General features: G+C 43.8%; 10 protein-coding genes. 8 read left to right on the forward strand and 2 right to left on the reverse strand.

The window, feature by feature from the left end:
- Nucleotides 1-368 precede the first annotated feature (368 nt).
- Both ACLGGO_RS31870 and ACLGGO_RS31875 read left to right on the forward strand, forming a co-directional pair.
- Nucleotides 369-704 carry a DUF760 domain-containing protein gene (locus tag ACLGGO_RS31870; protein WP_446422319.1) on the forward strand — a complete coding sequence of 112 codons (336 nt, stop codon included), beginning with the start codon at nucleotides 369-371 and terminating at the stop codon, nucleotides 702-704.
- A 92-nt stretch (nucleotides 705-796) separates the two neighbouring features.
- Nucleotides 797-2212 (forward strand): MFS transporter, encoded by a 1416-nt coding sequence (locus tag ACLGGO_RS31875; RefSeq protein WP_446422320.1) that lies wholly within the window; start codon nucleotides 797-799, stop codon nucleotides 2210-2212.
- Between the two features lie 38 nt (nucleotides 2213-2250).
- Here the strand turns inward: ACLGGO_RS31875 and ACLGGO_RS31880 are convergent, their stop codons facing one another.
- Nucleotides 2251-2634, reverse strand: coding sequence for a response regulator transcription factor (locus ACLGGO_RS31880; RefSeq protein WP_446337477.1), 384 nt, complete (start codon nucleotides 2632-2634; stop codon nucleotides 2251-2253).
- A 405-nt stretch (nucleotides 2635-3039) separates the two neighbouring features.
- Between ACLGGO_RS31880 and ACLGGO_RS31885 the strand changes: the two genes are divergently transcribed.
- From ACLGGO_RS31885 to ACLGGO_RS31905, 5 genes are all read left to right on the forward strand, one after another.
- A complete protein-coding gene (locus ACLGGO_RS31885) occupies nucleotides 3040-4773 on the forward strand; it encodes an LIC_10190 family membrane protein (protein WP_446422321.1) in 1734 nt (577 codons plus the stop codon).
- A 220-nt stretch (nucleotides 4774-4993) separates the two neighbouring features.
- Nucleotides 4994-6355 (forward strand): DUF3754 domain-containing protein, encoded by a 1362-nt coding sequence (locus ACLGGO_RS31890; RefSeq protein WP_446422322.1) that lies wholly within the window; start codon nucleotides 4994-4996, stop codon nucleotides 6353-6355.
- A 158-nt stretch (nucleotides 6356-6513) separates the two neighbouring features.
- On the forward strand, nucleotides 6514-9894 hold the full coding sequence (locus tag ACLGGO_RS31895; protein WP_446422323.1) for an ATP-binding protein: 3381 nt from the start codon (nucleotides 6514-6516) through the stop codon (nucleotides 9892-9894).
- A gap of 260 nt (nucleotides 9895-10154) precedes the next feature.
- Entirely contained in the window at nucleotides 10155-13232 is a 3078-nt protein-coding gene (locus ACLGGO_RS31900) for a type ISP restriction/modification enzyme (protein WP_446422324.1), read from the forward strand.
- A 482-nt stretch (nucleotides 13233-13714) separates the two neighbouring features.
- Nucleotides 13715-15778 (forward strand): prolyl oligopeptidase family serine peptidase, encoded by a 2064-nt coding sequence (locus tag ACLGGO_RS31905; RefSeq protein WP_446422325.1) that lies wholly within the window; start codon nucleotides 13715-13717, stop codon nucleotides 15776-15778.
- 47 nt (nucleotides 15779-15825) lie between these two features.
- Here the strand turns inward: ACLGGO_RS31905 and ACLGGO_RS31910 are convergent, their stop codons facing one another.
- Nucleotides 15826-16176, reverse strand: coding sequence for a Mo-dependent nitrogenase C-terminal domain-containing protein (locus tag ACLGGO_RS31910; RefSeq protein ID WP_446337471.1), 351 nt, complete (start codon nucleotides 16174-16176; stop codon nucleotides 15826-15828).
- Nucleotides 16177-16273: 97 nt separating this feature from the next.
- Between ACLGGO_RS31910 and ACLGGO_RS31915 the strand changes: the two genes are divergently transcribed.
- Nucleotides 16274-16438 carry a hypothetical protein gene (locus tag ACLGGO_RS31915; protein ID WP_446422326.1) on the forward strand — a complete coding sequence of 55 codons (165 nt, stop codon included), beginning with the start codon at nucleotides 16274-16276 and terminating at the stop codon, nucleotides 16436-16438.
- Nucleotides 16439-16461: the final 23 nt, after the last annotated feature.

The following is a 16461-nucleotide window of genomic DNA, read 5'->3' on the forward strand; positions in this document are numbered from 1 at the left end:
TTATCAGTGAGCCGTGAGCAGTTATCAGTTATCAGTTATCAGTGAGCCGTGAGCAGTTATCAGTTATCAGTTATCAGGAGCAGGGGAAGATGAGGGAGATGGGGGAGAGTGTGTAGGGGCGGGTTTCACCACTATCTTTTTGGTTATACCCAGATGTAACTAAACCCGCCCCGACTAAATGACAAATGACGATCTTCACCGTTAGCTTTTATTGTGTCCACCTATTTAATGTGAGTTTATGATTCAACACGTCGTAAAATCCGCCATCGGTGTTCGGTTGCACTCACTAGGCGATGGCGATGAGATTGATTAAAGTAAGAGATAAGAGATAGAAAAACAAACGACTCTACCCATTTTCGATTATTACCATGAACAATCTGTCAAATCGAGCTCCAGAATTCTTTGGTAGTGAAGGCGAAGGCGGTAACTTCCTCTGGCAATATGTCCAGTCTCTGCATCCAGAAACAATTGCACAACTCTCTAAACCCGATCCTGAAGTGATTCAGGTGATGGAACGCAACCTAATCGGAATGTTAGGCGCCCTACCTCACGAGCACTTTAATGTCACCGTTACTACCAACCGTGAAAATCTGAGTCGGTTATTAGTTTCTGCGATGATGAACGGTTACTTTCTCCGCAATGCTCAACAGCGCATGGAATTTGAAAAGTCGCTGCATGAAGTAGCACAAGTGCATGATAATTAATTGATAACCTGTGCAGGAAGGACAAAGGACAAACTTGTCATCTGCCATCAGAAGTGAGATGATCACTCATGCATGAGTTGTAAACATCCCTGATGGCTAATCCTGTCCCCCAGAAAAGTCTCCCTGATCAATTGAATTTGCCCACCAAACTCGCTTATGGAGCCGGAGAACTGGGAGGGGAGATTCCAGGTAACATCTTAGTCTTTTTCTTGCTGTTTTTCCTAACCAATGTCGCGGGATTAAATCCCACCTTGGCGGGGAGTGTTTTGCTGATTGGCAAGGTTTGGGATGCGATTAACGATCCGATGATTGGGTATTTAAGCGATCGCACTCGTTCCCCTTTGGGAAGGCGTTACCCGTGGATGCTGATCGGGGCGATTCCCTTGGGGATTGGTTTTAGCTTGCAGTGGTTTGTACCCCCAACCTCGAATCAGTGGCTACTATTTGCCTATTACGGCGGAGTTGGTATTCTGTTTTATGCCGCGTTTACCTCGGTTGTCCTCACCCATAATGCGTTAGCGGCTGAACTGACTCAAGGTTATGATGAGCGCATTGGTTTAATTAGCTTCAAAGCCGCGTTTAGTATCGGTGCGAGTATTTTTTCCCTGGGTTTAGCCCAGATTATTTTTGCCCGAGTTGATGATCCGGCTCTTGAATATCGGATTCTGGGAACAATTTGTGCAGTCGTCGCCACCTTAGCGGTTTTCCTCTGTGTTTGGGGAACCTATAAGCGTTATAAGCAAATCGAAGCCCAACGGGAACCCCTGACTCAAGTATCTTTTTTACCCATCACCCAACAGTTTCGGATTGCTTTTAGTAACTTCCCTTTTATTTGTGTAATTGGGATTTACTTGTGTTCTTGGTTAAGTCTGCAAACAACGGCGGCGATTCTCCCTTATTTTGTGATTCATTGGATGGGATTACCCGATCATCACTTTACCCAAACCGCACTAACCGTTCAAGGGACAGCCTTGAGCATGACGTTTGTCTGGAGTGCGATCGCAAAGCGTGTGGGTAAACGTGCTATCTATGGGATGGGTATCCCTGTAACCGTATGCGCGTTGCTGGGACTGTGTTTCTTACAACCCAATCAAGTGGGATTAATGTATGTTCTGGCGATATTTGTGGGACTGGGTTTGTCTACGGCTTATATTGTACCCTGGTCGATGCTTCCCGATGTCGTTGATTTTGACGAACTCAACACCGGACAACGACGTGAGGGCATTTTCTATGGGTTAGTTGTACAATTACATAAAATTGCCGTCGCGATCGCACTGTTCCTCGTGGGTAAAGCCTTAGATATGTCTGGATTCATCTCCACCACATCTGAACAGTTACCCACGACTCAACCAGAATCAGCGTTGTGGACGATTCGTCTGCTGATTGGTCCGATTCCCGCTATTGTCCTCATGGGAGGTTTAGTTTGGGCGTACTTCTATCCCATTAGTCGCTCTTTCCATGGAGAAATCCTCCTGAAACTCATCGAACGCAGGAATACGGGAATGTAGATGCAGAGGTAGGATCTGCTCCAGTTCCTAATCACCAATCAGCTTACAGCTCGATGATGGGACTTTAACAATTTCTTTACAGTCTCGACGATTTCTTGGGGATGACAAGGCTTGGCTAAATAAGCATCCGCCCCTTGCTTCATCCCCCAGTAGCGGTCAAAATCCTCTTTTTTCGCCGAACACATTAACACCGGGATAGTCTGGGTTTCCGGTTCCGATTTCAGGCGACGACAGACTTCATAGCCATTCATGCGGGGGAGGACAATATCCAAAATCACCAAGTCCGGGGGAAATTGCTGAATTTTCTCCAGCGCCTCCACACCATCCCCAGCTACAATTACCGTCAGCCCTACACGCTCAAGCAGCTTCGAGAGCAAATGTTGTTGGGTGAGATCGTCCTCTACGACTAACACTGTACTCATAAAAACCTATACCTACCCTGGCTCTCTAGCTTTCAAGCATTATAACATTTACTCTCTCGCAATAAATATCGCCATAAGGCGGATTCTGGTGACTCCGGTTCCGCAATCTGGCTGAATTGGGGGGAGATGGGAGCTCAAAACTCGGTCAGGGCGGGTTTGAGGAAAGGTTATCATGAGTAGCTTGCGATCGCATCACCTAAACCGCCCCTATACATTCAACACTCTCTGTTCTTTCATCCGTGTTTTGTCTTTTTCCACCTCAGGTTGCACTTGCAAGAAATCCCCCAGAATCCTAGCCACTAAATCCCCAAAGCCCAATCTCTGTTGATAGACTTCTAAATGAAAATAAATAGCAACGATCGCGATCGCGCTAATTAGGACTAGAGGTACTGAATGCTTTATTTTATGATCACTTGGCTTTTTCTGATTGGTGTTTGTTTCTCAATTGGCACAGCTATTGTGAATCGGTTGAAAGCCGATCGCATTGATCGTAGAGGCGATCGCTTCATCGCCGCCGTCTGGCTGGGAATCATTGTCCTGTGTGTCTCCCTGCTGGCAACTTCCTTGATTTTACCATTATCTAGCGCCGTTGGCTTCCTCCTTGCCCTCGGTTTAGTCGCCCTATCTGTGTTGTCTCAGCCAACCCGGAGTGAACTGGCTGCGGTGCGATCGCGTCTTTCTCCCAGCTTTATCGTTGGATTTATTACCTTAGAACTAATTATTGCCGCTTTTACCAGTCAAAAAATAGTCTGGTTTGACACCGGACTTTATCACTTTGGTTCTATCCGCTGGATGTCTCAATTTGGCGCGGTTAATGGATTAGCACTCATTCATGGCAAGTTTGGCTTTACCTCTTCTTGGTTTGCTCTCGCCGCACCGTTAACTTCACCAATTTTTGGCAGTCGAGTCAGTGCGATTACCAATGGCTTTATCTTCCTTATCGCTATTTTACAATCTCTAATTACGCTGAATCAAATACTCAGCCGTAAAGGACGTTTATCGGACTGGTTTTTATTGATCTTTTCAGCTATTGCCATTCTCGTTTACACGGGAACCGTATTGACGGGTTCACCAATACTCATCTCATTTTCTCCTGATGTCACAGTTGCTTTCCTTATTGGAGTGACAGCCTGGACAATTCTGGTTATTTCACACAACGCTCAGTCTACTTTAGGGAATACTAATGCCAAAACGCCTCTTTTCGATGCTAAAACTATCCCTCTAATTCTATCAGCCGGAGCCGTAACCATTAAGCTTTCGGCTCTACCGCTGCTCCCCATAGGATTTCTTTTTTATCTAATGGGTAATCAGTTTAAAGTACGAATTAAGCGGCTATTGGCAGGTGGTGCTATTACTATATTAATCCTATCACCCATAGTTTTATATAGCCTGACCACATCCGGATGCCCCCTGTATCCTTCAACCTTTATGTGCCTCAACCTGCCTTGGTCAGTTCCCATCGAAAAAGCCATAAAGGAAACTAAACCCATCAAGTTTTGGTGGGTGTTTTCGGATTCAGAGGAGTCAGGATTGACGGCTATAGCTTTAGGAGTTTGGCGATGGCTAAAAGGTTCGGTTAAATCTCAAATCATGGCTTTGATTACAATTTTTGTCATTCTTTTCTCTATCCCTATATTCCGTCAATTTAGAAAACACCTTAAATTAGGGACTGCCTGGATATTATTATTAGGATTACTCGGTATTACATTTATTATGATTCAAAGTCCTTTGCTCCGGTTTGGCTTGGGCTATTTTCTGCTTATTCCGGCTTTATTTGGGGCAATATATGGTCAAAGACTGTTTGAAAAAATCCCCTTTAAATTGACCCAGCCCCTGTCTCGATTCACTCACACCCTAAAACAACCTCAAACAATCTTATTGGCTTCCCTATTTGTCATTGGCTTGACTACTGTTGGTCTGATTCAGGATAATGCTCAATCCCGATTAATTTTACCTCCTCCCTTACCGAGTGCTAATCTAGTATCTGACCAAGTGAATGATGTTACTTATGTCTATCCAGCAAACTGGACAGTCCGATGTTGGGCATCTCCATTACCCTGTTCAGCCGTACCGATTAAAAATATCAGGCTTCGCGACCCGTCACAGGGAATTGGTGCTGGGTTTGTGTATATGAAATAAGTACCTAGACATCTATTTTGTTGGGCTGATTTAAAGATTAATCACCCTGAAATAAGCATTTTTAGATCGCCGAAACCCTTGATATACCGTAGGGTGGGCACTGCCCACCAGCATACCAGTCATTCCCATTCGAGTTAAAGATTGTCAAAACCAGGTTTCCTATGCGCGAAGTGAAGGGTCATTTCTGTACCCTGTTCCCTAGTCTCAACAGTAAACTTTAATGAAAGTCCGACTACTTAGTCTATTGTCAGATATGGCGACTTATCAAGACCGAGAAGCATTTATTCCCTATCGTCGCAGCGATTTAATCGAACTGTGCCTAGACGATGGACAGTTACCTAACGAGAATGTGCAACAGTTCCGGGATTTCTGTACTTTACTTTCCGCCTATTATCATTTTAAGTTTCATGCCTATTTGGAACGGTTAAAGAATAATTATGATCCGTTTAATCCTGATGCTGATACTCAATCGAGAGTTGAACTCACTCCCGATAAATTAGCCGAACGCGAGGCAAATGTGGTTACAGACTTTCAGACGATTCTCGAACGCGCCAATTATGTTCCCCTCTCTCCGAATAGTTTACAACGCGCCTTTAAAGAAAAGTCCTTAATTCAACTGAAAACTGCTGTTGATTTTGATGAATTTGACCAACTCGTCTGCTACTGTCGCGGGGATTATGAAGAAACGATTCAGATCAAAAAGTTTATCAGAAAAAAAGATAAAAAAATCAATGTTTTTGAACGAGTCGTTTTGTTGATTAAATTCAAAAGCGCCGATTATTTTCAAAGCAAAGGTGACAAATTAGCCTCCCTCCAGTTCACACCAGGGAAGATGTATCTCTATTTTTACAAGAATATCCCTAAATTTGATCTAGAACTCCTCTTCCCCAATATCAAAATTAGCATGACCTGGAAAGACCGTCTCCTCTTAATCGTTCCAGCTATTGGTGCCGCTATTCCAATCATCCTGAGAGTTCTGCCTAAACTTCTCATTGTTATTGGGGCTATTTTATTTTTTACGATGGGACCATCGGTTTTGGAGATAGTCCAGGCAAGTGAAGAAGATGTCCGGGATATTATGCCCGTCCTCGTTGCTGTGTTATCGCTACTGGTGACATTAGGGGGATTTGCCTACAAGCAGTATAGCAATTATAAGAGTAAGCAGATTAAATTCCGCCAAACTGTGACCGAAACCCTATTTTTTAAGAATATGGCAAATAATGCCAGCGTGTTTCATGCCTTAATTGATGCGGCGGAAGAGGAGGAATGTAAAGAAATAATTCTGGTTTATTACCATCTGTTAACTAGCCCTAAGCCTCTAACACCTGAACAGTTGGATAACCAAATTGAAACCTGGATGGATGAGAACTTTGGCACAAAGATTGATTTTGATATCAATGGTCCGATTCATAATTTAGAAGAGATTCGGGGTAAATTGGTGCAAGATGGTAAAGATACGGCAAGTCTTTCGGAAATCCCCTTATTGACAAAAGATAAGCAAGGATGTTGTCAGGTTCTGCCTTTAGATGATGCTAAACAATTAATTGATTACATCTGGGATCATATCTTTCTTTACACCTAAATCATCAAGCGCTTCGTTTAGGGAACAGAGAATAGGGAACAGGGAATAGGCAATAGTGCGCCGAACACTAACTCAAAACCAGGTTCCCTGAGCGAAGCGAAGGGTCAAAAATTGCTACCCTGCAAGGAGAGGTAATAGCGCCGATAGAGAGGGACACAATGAGGTTTAGAGTCAGATGGAACCGTACTCGGATTGCCTTAACCCTAGGTGCTTTCTGGCTGGCTGTACTGTTTGGCTTACTGCTTTGGCGGACGCCGAATCAGCTTCCGTCTCAGCGTTTCACCGAGTCGCCGCCTATCCAACTGACTCAAGGATGGCAATATCGTTGGGGGGATTCTCCAGTCAATGAGGATGGTGTTCCGATTTGGACACAGGAGGATTGGTATAATTCTGCTTGGCAACCCTTTCAAGTTCCTGGCAAACTTGAAGTGCCAAAGGGGGAACGTGTTGCTTGGTTGCGGGTAAAATTACCCCCAGGTCAATGGCGATATCCTAGCTTAGATAGGCGTGGTATTTCCTATCTAGAAGCCTATCTGGATAGTCAGCTTATCGATGAATTTGCCGTCGTTAATGCTTCAAATCAGCTTAAATTACTCAATCCCTATTGGTTTCTTATTCCATTGGACGCCAATTTTGCCGGAAAAACACTTTATTTTAAAGTTCATGTAACAAAGCAGGAGCCTATTCGAGTTGGAACCTATCGCTCAGTCAGCCTGGGATCTCAACGGACGTTGATGCAAAATTTAGTTCAACAAAATATCAGCAAGTTTGTTTTGGGCTGCTTTTTTACCCTAATCGGCTTGGTGGCTATTGGCTTGTCTTGGCAGCAAAAGGAATGGAAATCTTACTTTTTATTTGGGATTTTAGCCACGGTCATTGGTGTATTTAGTATTTTAGGCAATGAACTCACGTTTCTATTCTTTCCGTTGCCGCGCTCAGTAATTCTTTATACCTACTTTGCTTCATTCTATTTAGTACCTGTGGTTGTCTGTCTATTTTTTGAGCAGATATTTGGGCGAGGCTATAAGGGAATCGTGCGGCGGTTATGGCAAATTAATTTAGTTTGTGCCATGATTGCTTTTACCTTACTCGTCATCCAATTAGAGTATGTCAAGCCGATTAATACTTTTCTGCAATTTTCTATTTTAGCGACAATTCTTGTTATCCTGATCATTGCCCTGAAATTTTCGGTGCGGGGTAATGTCGAGGCAAAATTATTTACAACCGGATTTATTATTTTTTCCCTTTTGGGAATTCATGACCTTTTAGTGGGAATTAAAGACCTATACAATCAGCAAGAACTTTACCCTTGGGGAATGTTAGTCTTTATCCTCTGTCTGGGATTGATTTTAGAACGTCGGTTTATGGAAGCCCGCGTGCGGCTGCAAGCGTATTCCCAAGAATTAGAGTCTAAAAATGCGGCATTAGAACGCATGGATAAGCTGAAAGATGAGTTTTTAGCCAATACCTCCCATGAACTGAGAACGCCGTTAAATGGCATGATTGGCATTGCTGAATCGATGATTGATGGTGCGACAGGTTCCTTGACAGAGGAACAACGAGCGAATCTGTCGATGGTGGTATCCAGTGGTCGGCGTCTGTCTCATTTGATTAACGATATCTTAGATTTTGCTAAGCTGAAACATAAAACCATTGAACTGCAAATTAAACCTGTAGGAATTCGGGAAGTAACCGATATTGTCTTGCGACTGTCTCAACCCCTATTGGGTCAAAAACCCATCCAGCTTATCAATAGGATTGGCATAGACATTCCCCCAGTTAAAGCCGATGAAAATCGGGTGCAACAGATTTTGCATAACCTGGTGGGAAACGCGATTAAATTTACCGATAAAGGGGTAGTAGAGGTTTACACTAACGTGGTGAACTCTTGCTTAGAGATTACAGTTTCAGATCAGGGAATTGGTATCCCGGAGACACAACTCCCACGAATTTTTGAGTCCTTTGAACAAGCCGATGGATCAACTGCGCGGGAATACGGGGGGACAGGTTTGGGATTGGCAATTACCAAACAGTTGGTGGAATTACATGGGGGTCAAATTTGGGTGGAGTCAACATTGGGGGTGGGTTCCCGATTTACATTTACTTTACCGCTATCTGAATTTGTTGAATCATTCGATTCTGATAACTTGACGGCACCTCAACCTGTAGAATCTGCTACTCCAACTCTATGGAAAGGGTTAACCAGGAATGGAAGTGCAACAGGGGTTAACACAAACCCAATTGTCACCGATGAAATAACCACGACTGCGGCTGAATTTGCGGTAAATCAGAACAAGTTAAAAATTTTAGTCGTGGATGATGAACCGATTAATATTCAGGTTTTGGTGAATCATTTATCCTTAGAGAACTATGGGATTACCCAAGCCTCTAATGGCATAGAGGCATTAAATATTATTCAAAGAGGATTTAAACCGGATCTAATTTTACTGGATGTGATGATGCCTCGGATGACAGGGTATGAGGTGTGTCAAAAAATTCGCGAACAGTTCCCGCCGAATGAACTGCCGGTGGTGCTGCTAACGGCAAAGAATCAAGTCTCTGATTTGGTGGAGGGGTTGGAATCGGGGGCGAATGATTATCTGACGAAACCGATTTATAAAAAGGAACTATTGGCACGGATTAAAACCCATATCCATTTATCAAAAATTAACTTAGCCTATGGTCGTTTTGTGCCGCGTGAGTTTTTGCGCTTCCTCCAAAAAGAAAGCATTTTAGATGTGCAACTGGGTGATCAGGTTCTGGAAAATATGACGGTTTTGTTTTCTGACATTCGCGACTTTACCAGTTTGTCAGAAAATATGTCACCCAAGGATAATTTTAACTTTCTCAACTCCTACCTGAAACGAGTCGGTCCTGTGATTCGCAATCATCAGGGATTTATTGATAAATATATTGGGGATGCGGTGATGGCGCTGTTTCCAGAGTCAGCCCAAGCAGCGGTGAGAGCAGCGGTGGAAATGCAACGACAAGTGGTGATTTATAATCAACATCGTGGTAGTCTTAGCTATGCCCCGATTGCTATTGGTGTGGGGTTACATACGGGAACATTAATGTTAGGCACAATTGGCGAAGAACAGCGGATGGAAAGCACGGTGATTGCCGATGCGGTGAATTTGGCATCTCGGTTAGAGGGGTTAACTAAGGTTTATAAGGCTGGTATTTTAATCAGTGAACAAACTTTATCTTGTCTGGAACAACCTGGGGAGTTTAGTTATCGATTTTTAGGGCAAGTGCGGGTGAAAGGGAAAAAGACGGCGGTGGGCGTGTATGAAGTGTATGATGGTGAGCCACCATCGTTGATTACGTTAAAGACGCAAACTCGTGGGGAGTTTGAGCGAGGTGTTTGTCTGTATCATCAGGAGCAGTTTGCTGAGGCGCTGGCAATTTTTCAGTCTATCGTGCAAGTGAATTCTGGTGATCACGCGGCTAAATTCTATGTGAAACGTTGCCAGCAAATGCAGATTTATGGTATGTCTCAGGATTGGCATGACGTGGAAACGTTAAATGATACGTTGTGAAGAAATTAATCAGATATGAGTTAGGATGCTTACATTCTGGTAGAATGACCTATACGCGATCGCACTCCACCAAAAGACTGACGTTTGCCTTATGGTACATCTGTAGGGGCGGGTTTTACTATTATCGTTTCTTCGCCTAACCCCGATGTGACTAAACCCGCCCCCTACATCATGGCGACTATTCAACTTCCCATTCAAAGCGGGTTAAGCTAGATTCAGTCCTCAATTTGCCCAGGTGTTAGGATTGCGGGAGTCGCTGTATGTCCAGATTGCTGATAACGCAATATCAAGCAGAAGTTGAAAAAATTATTCGCTACGGGGGTTCTCGTAAGGAAACCAGCATTCGCAATGCCTTTGAGCGTCTGCTGAATGACTACTGCAAACCTCACAACTATCTTCTGATCCCTGAACTGGATTTCAAAACCAAGTTCAATACCACCGTTTTCCCCGATGGCACGGTGAAGGATGCCATCCGCCTAGATCATGGGTGGTGGGAGAGCAAAGATCAGTACGATAATCTTGATGAAGAAATTGAGAAAAAACTTGAGAAAGGTTATCCCGACGAAAATATCCTGTTTGAAGACTCCCAAAGTGCTGTCCTGATTCAGCACAGTCGAGAGCAGTTGCGCGTCTCTATGGGAGATGCCGAAGCCTTGGATAGTCTGATTACCACTTTTGTGGAGTACGAACGCCCAGAAGTGCGGGACTTTCGCTCTGCTATCAACAAGTTCAAAGAAGACATTCCCCACATTCTGAAAGCTCTGCGGGACATTATCACTCAACAGGAAGCCAGCAATAGAGAATTTAGGGAACGCCGCAACGCTTTTCTGGAAGTCTGTCGCCAGTCGATCAACCCCGAAATCGAGATTTTTGACATCCATGAGATGTTGATTCAGCACATTCTCACGGAGGATATTTTTACCAATATTTTCCATGAGTCACAGTTTCATCGGGAAAACAATATTGCGCGGGAACTGTCGGAAATTATTAACACGTTTTTCACGGGAGCCACTCGGAAGAATACTCTCAAGAGCATTGAACACTATTATGTGGTGATTCGTCGTAAGTCAGAAAACATCGCTAACCACCACGAAAAGCAGAAGTTTCTCAAAGCAGTCTACGAGAATTTTTATAAGGCGTATAACCCCAAGGCAGCAGATCGGTTGGGCATTGTCTACACGCCTAATGAAATTGTCCGCTTTATGATTGAGAGTGCGGATTATCTGGTGCATAAGCACTTTGGCAAATTACTGAGTGATCCGGGGGTGGAGATTCTTGACCCTTGTACGGGTACGGGAACCTATGTGACCGAACTGATCGAATATTTGCCGCCCGATAAGCTGGAACATAAATATAAGTACGAAATCCACTGCAATGAAGTGGCGATTTTGCCTTATTACATTGCCAATTTGAATATTGAATTTACCTATCAGCAAAAGATGGGACAGTATGAAGAGTTTAAGAATGTTTGCTTGGTGGATACGTTAGAGCATTGCGGTTTTGAAGGGAAGCAGTTTGATCTATTTGCTATGAGTGTGCAAAATACAGTACGAATCCAGGATCAAAATAGTCGTAATATTTCAGTGATTATTGGAAATCCACCTTACAATGCAAACCAAGAAAGTGAGAATGACAATAATAAAAATCGTTATTACAAAGCAGTGGACGAGCAAATTCGCAAAACTTATGTTGCCGAGAGTAATGCTCAAAAAATGAAAATATACGATCCGTATTCTCGCTTCTTTCGATGGGGAACAAGTCGTTTAGGAAATAAGGGAATTATTGCATTTATAACAAACTCATCATTTATTAATGCTAGAGGATTTGACGGTTTTAGGAAGGTTCTGGCACAAGAATTTAGTGACATTTATGTCATAGATTTGGGTGGTGATGTCAGGAAAAATCCTAAGATTTCAGGCACGAAACACAATGTTTTTGGAATACAAACAGGTGTAGCAATTGCTTTTTTGGTAAAGCAACCTAAAGATAGATGCAGTAGCTCCAGAATTTTTTACGCAAGGAGACCAGAATTTGATATTTCTGAGCAAAAGCTTGAATTTCTCTCTCACACAGATTTTGAGAATATTTATTTTGAGCGCATTTCACCTGATAAGGACAACTATTGGCTAGAACAAGCTGGTAATGAATTTGAGAATCTACTAGAAATCTGTAGCAAGAAATCCAGAGCAGCGGATGAGGAATTAGATGTTGAATCCCTTTTCAAGCTGTACTCGATTGGAATTTCTACAAACCGTGATGAGTGGGTATATGACTTCAACCCCAATGCATTAGCCAGTAAATCAAGGTTTTTTATGGAGGAGTATAACAAAGAAGTTGATAGGTGGCATAAATATAAAAAGGAGAAAAAATACTTAGATACTAAAGCAGAATCTAATCCTATCTTAGACAACTTTTTGGAGGATAGAAATTTAATAAAATGGAGCAAAATGATAAAGAGAGATAAACTCAGAAAAGGAAAGAAAGATAAGTTTAATTTTTTGAAAATTACTAGAGCTGCATATCGTCCATATAGTCCTAATTTTTTGTATTTCGACTATATTCCAATAGATATATTTGGCAATCAACGTGAAATTTTTCCAATTAACAAAGTATTAAATCATTTGATCTGTTTGTCTGGTCAATCTTCTTCTAAACCCTTTCAAGTTTTAGCAACTGATTATCCGAGTAGTCTCGATTTACTCGAAAAAACTATCTGTCTTCCCCTCTATCGCTACGACGAAAACGGGAACCGCATCGACAACATCACCGACTGGGGTTTAACCCAATTCCATAAACACTACAACGATACCACCATCACCAAACAAGACATCTTTCACTACACCTACGCCGTTCTCCACCATCCCGCCTACCGCACCAAATACGAAATCAACCTCAAACGTCAATTTCCCCGCCTACCCTTCTATGTTGACTTCCATCAATGGGCAACCTGGGGCAAAGTTTTAATGAATCTGCATCTTACCTATGAAACTGCCGAACTTTACGGTTTAACTCGCAACGAAATCGCCACCAAAGCCATCCCCAAAGCCAAACTCAAAGCAGACAAAACCAAGGGCGTGATCATCCTGGATGAAAATACCCAACTCACAGGTGTTCCCGCTATTGCCTGGGATTATAAACTCGGCAACCGCTCCGCTCTGGAATGGATTCTCGACCAATACAAAGAGAAGAAACCCAGAGATCCTACCATCCGCGAAAAATTCAATACCTACAAGTTTGCCGATTACAAAGAACAGGTGATTGATTTGCTCCAACGAGTCTGCACTGTCAGCGTTAGAACAATGGAAATTATCCAACAAATGCCCGAAGATTGCGTCTGAAACACTCAGCGAATACTGCAATGAAGCAATTATTCCCACTCTAAATCATTCCCCTAACAGTCATCGGCATCCTGACCTTTATATAATTCGCGATCGCTCTTACTAAATTCTGTGCTATTCATTCCATCGGGGATTGGATACCGATAGAACGTTGATTAAATAATACACCTCCCAGTTAACATCGGTGGGTTAGGTTGGATTGTTCATTAAATGGTTATCGCTTCCGTTGAAATCCCGCCTAACCCACCCTACGTTACGACGTTACTTGTGTTCTGGTAAACTGTTCGGCATTTAAACCTTAATGTTAACAATGGTGAAATCCTTGTAATGCGAGCATCTTGCTCGCTACTAATACCCAATTTAAATGCATGACAGCTTATGGTAATCTTTACGCGATCGCACTTGACACACCCTATCCCCCACACGCTTCCTAACCCCCAAAGAGCGCTACACTAGAAAACGCTGCCTCACATTCGAGACTTATGCCATCTTCTCACCAACCTCTGACCTACCCCACCACCCGCAAAGCTGACCAAGTAGACGACTATCATGGCACGAAAGTCGCTGACCCCTATCGCTGGTTAGAAGATCCCGACTCTGACGAAACCAAAGCCTGGGTAGAAGCGCAAAATAAAGTCACCTTCGGCTATCTCGAAGACATCCCCCAACGGGAATCCCTGAAGCAGCGAATCACCAAAGTCTGGAATTACGAAAAATATGGCATTCCCTATAAAGAAGGGAACCGCTACTTCTATTTCAAAAATGATGGACTTCAGAACCAAAGCGTTCTCTACACCTTAACCTCTCTCGATGGAGAACCCAGAGTCCTGATTGACCCCAATACCCTCTCCGAAGACGGGACTATCGCCCTATCGGGTGCCGCTATGAGTGATGATGGGAACCGCATGGCGTATGGTTTATCCACCTCCGGTTCCGATTGGCAAGAATGGAAAGTGCGGGATGTGGAAACGGGAGAAGATTTATCGGATCATCTCCAATGGGTAAAGTTTTCCGGTGCATCCTGGACAACGGATAATCAAGGGTTTTTCTATAGCCGTTATGACGAACCCAATGATGCCACAAAATTAGAAGATGCTAATTATTATCACAAACTCTATTATCACAAACTCGGCACAGCCCAATCTGATGATCTGCTAATTTATCATCGCCCTGACCAGAAAGAATGGATGTTTAATGGTTCAGTAACGGAAGATGGTCATTATCTGATTATTTATGTCAGTCAAGGAACTGATCCGAAGAATCTGGTTTTCTACAAAGACTTACAAACCCCCGATTCTCCCATCGTCGAATTGATTTCAGAGTTTGAAGCGAATTTTAGTCTGATTGACAATGACGGGTCAATCTTCTGGTTCCAAACTGACTTAGACGCACCACGAGGTCGGGTGATTACCATTGATATTCATAACCCAGCACGGGAGAACTGGCAAGAACTGATTCCCCAAGCCGAAGAAACTTTAGAAGATGTCGGTGTTCTGAATAACCAATTTGTCGCCGATTACCTCAAAGATGCCCGTTCTGCCATTAAGATTTTTGACCTCAATGGCGCCTTGGTTCGGGAGGTGGAATTACCGGGAATTGGTTCAGCCGGGGGATTTGGCGGGAAACGTTATGATACGGAAACCTTCTATGTGTTTACCAGTTTCACTACCCCAGCAACGATTTACCGCTACGATATGGTAACGGGGGAACGTTCCCTATTTCGCCAACCGACTGTAGACTTTGATCCGACTCAATACGAAACGCGGCAAGTGTTTTACCCAAGTAAAGATGGAACACAAGTGCCGATGTTTATTACCCACAAAAAGGGGTTGACGTTGGATGGCAATAATCCCACCTATCTCTATGGTTACGGTGGTTTTAATGTCTCCCTAACTCCCAGCTTTTCGATTAGTAATCTGGTGTGGATGGAGATGGGAGGCGTGTATGCGATTCCGAATCTCCGAGGCGGTGGAGAGTATGGCGAAGATTGGCATCAAGCTGGAACAAAGCTGAATAAGCAAAATGTGTTTGATGATTTTATTGCCGCAGCGGAGTGGTTAATTGAGAATAAATATACTCGTCCGCAAAAACTGGCAATTGGTGGGGGAAGTAATGGTGGTTTATTAGTCGGGGCTTGCATGACTCAGCGCCCAGATTTATTCCGTGCTGCCCTTCCTTCAGTTGGTGTCATGGATATGCTGCGCTTCCATAAGTTTACGATTGGTTGGGCGTGGTGTTCTGATTATGGTTCACCGGAAAATCAGGAGGAGTTTAAGGCGCTTTATGCCTATTCTCCGTTACATAATCTCAAGCCAGGAACGGCTTATCCAGCAACATTAATTACGACGGCGGATCATGATGACCGCGTGGTTCCAGCCCATAGTTTCAAGTTTGCGGCGGCGTTACAAGCTGCCCATTCTGGGGATAATCCGGTCTTAATTCGCATTGAAACTAAGGCGGGTCATGGTGCGGGAAAACCGACGGCTAAGATTATTGAAGAGATTGCCGATAAGTGGGCATTTTTGCTGCGCGTAATGGATGTATAGTCTCCCATGACGTAGCTTGCTTCTCGCGTAGCGAGTATGACAAATGACTAACAATAAGCACTGATATCTTCCCCACATTGGTCAGCCAAGTAGCACAGGGCGCGAAAGCGAAGGCTAACGAATTCGTCATAGAAAGGATTGAGTTTGCACAAGGGAGGAATGTGAGCAACCCGACGCCCAAAGAGGCAGATATCGCGTTCAAACGGGCACTGGGCGGGAATCATTTTGCAGAAGAATCTAGCTTTGGCGGGGTTGTGAATTTCGATGTTCTCTAACCATTGCTTGATGGTTTGCAGTGGCTTGATGGGTTGTTGGGGTGAGGTGGGAGAGTTGGTGGGGTTTGTCTTGGTTTCAACAGGGGTGCAATTGATCAGTCCGTTTTGGTAGGTGGTAAACATGGTTTGATTTGCTCCGTGTGGTTTGTTTGTCTCTATTCATAATGTAAACCAATTTCGCTGCGGTGCAAATATAAAAAACTATTATCATTGATTAGCTTTGCTTTTAGGCATCCTTCTGTTGGGAGCTGGGGGAGCTGGGGAAGCTGGGGGAGCTGGGGGAGCTGGGGAGGCAGGGGAGGCAGGGGGAGCTGGGGGAGCTGGGGGAGCTGGGGAGGCTGGGGAGGCTGGGGAAGCTGGGGAAGCTGGGATATCTGGGCCATAAGACAAACCAACCATCGCGTGAGA

Source organism: Coleofasciculus sp. (assembly GCF_046565525.1).
Classification (GTDB): Bacteria; Cyanobacteriota; Cyanobacteriia; order Cyanobacteriales; family Coleofasciculaceae; genus Coleofasciculus.

Bases quoted from the DNA above. Each gene is read 5' to 3' on its own strand.
- ACLGGO_RS31910 (WP_446337471.1), bottom strand. From the start codon at position 16,176: ATGTTTACCACCTACCAAAACGGACTGATCAATTGCACCCCTGTTGAA.
- ACLGGO_RS31885 (WP_446422321.1), top strand. From the start codon at position 3,040: ATGATCACTTGGCTTTTTCTGATTGGTGTTTGTTTCTCAATTGGCACA.
- ACLGGO_RS31890 (WP_446422322.1), top strand. From the start codon at position 4,994: ATGAAAGTCCGACTACTTAGTCTATTGTCAGATATGGCGACTTATCAA.
- ACLGGO_RS31880 (WP_446337477.1), bottom strand. From the start codon at position 2,634: ATGAGTACAGTGTTAGTCGTAGAGGACGATCTCACCCAACAACATTTG.
- ACLGGO_RS31870 (WP_446422319.1), top strand. From the start codon at position 369: ATGAACAATCTGTCAAATCGAGCTCCAGAATTCTTTGGTAGTGAAGGC.
- ACLGGO_RS31905 (WP_446422325.1), top strand. From the start codon at position 13,715: ATGCCATCTTCTCACCAACCTCTGACCTACCCCACCACCCGCAAAGCT.
- ACLGGO_RS31895 (WP_446422323.1), top strand. From the start codon at position 6,514: ATGAGGTTTAGAGTCAGATGGAACCGTACTCGGATTGCCTTAACCCTA.
- ACLGGO_RS31875 (WP_446422320.1), top strand. From the start codon at position 797: ATGGCTAATCCTGTCCCCCAGAAAAGTCTCCCTGATCAATTGAATTTG.
- ACLGGO_RS31900 (WP_446422324.1), top strand. From the start codon at position 10,155: ATGTCCAGATTGCTGATAACGCAATATCAAGCAGAAGTTGAAAAAATT.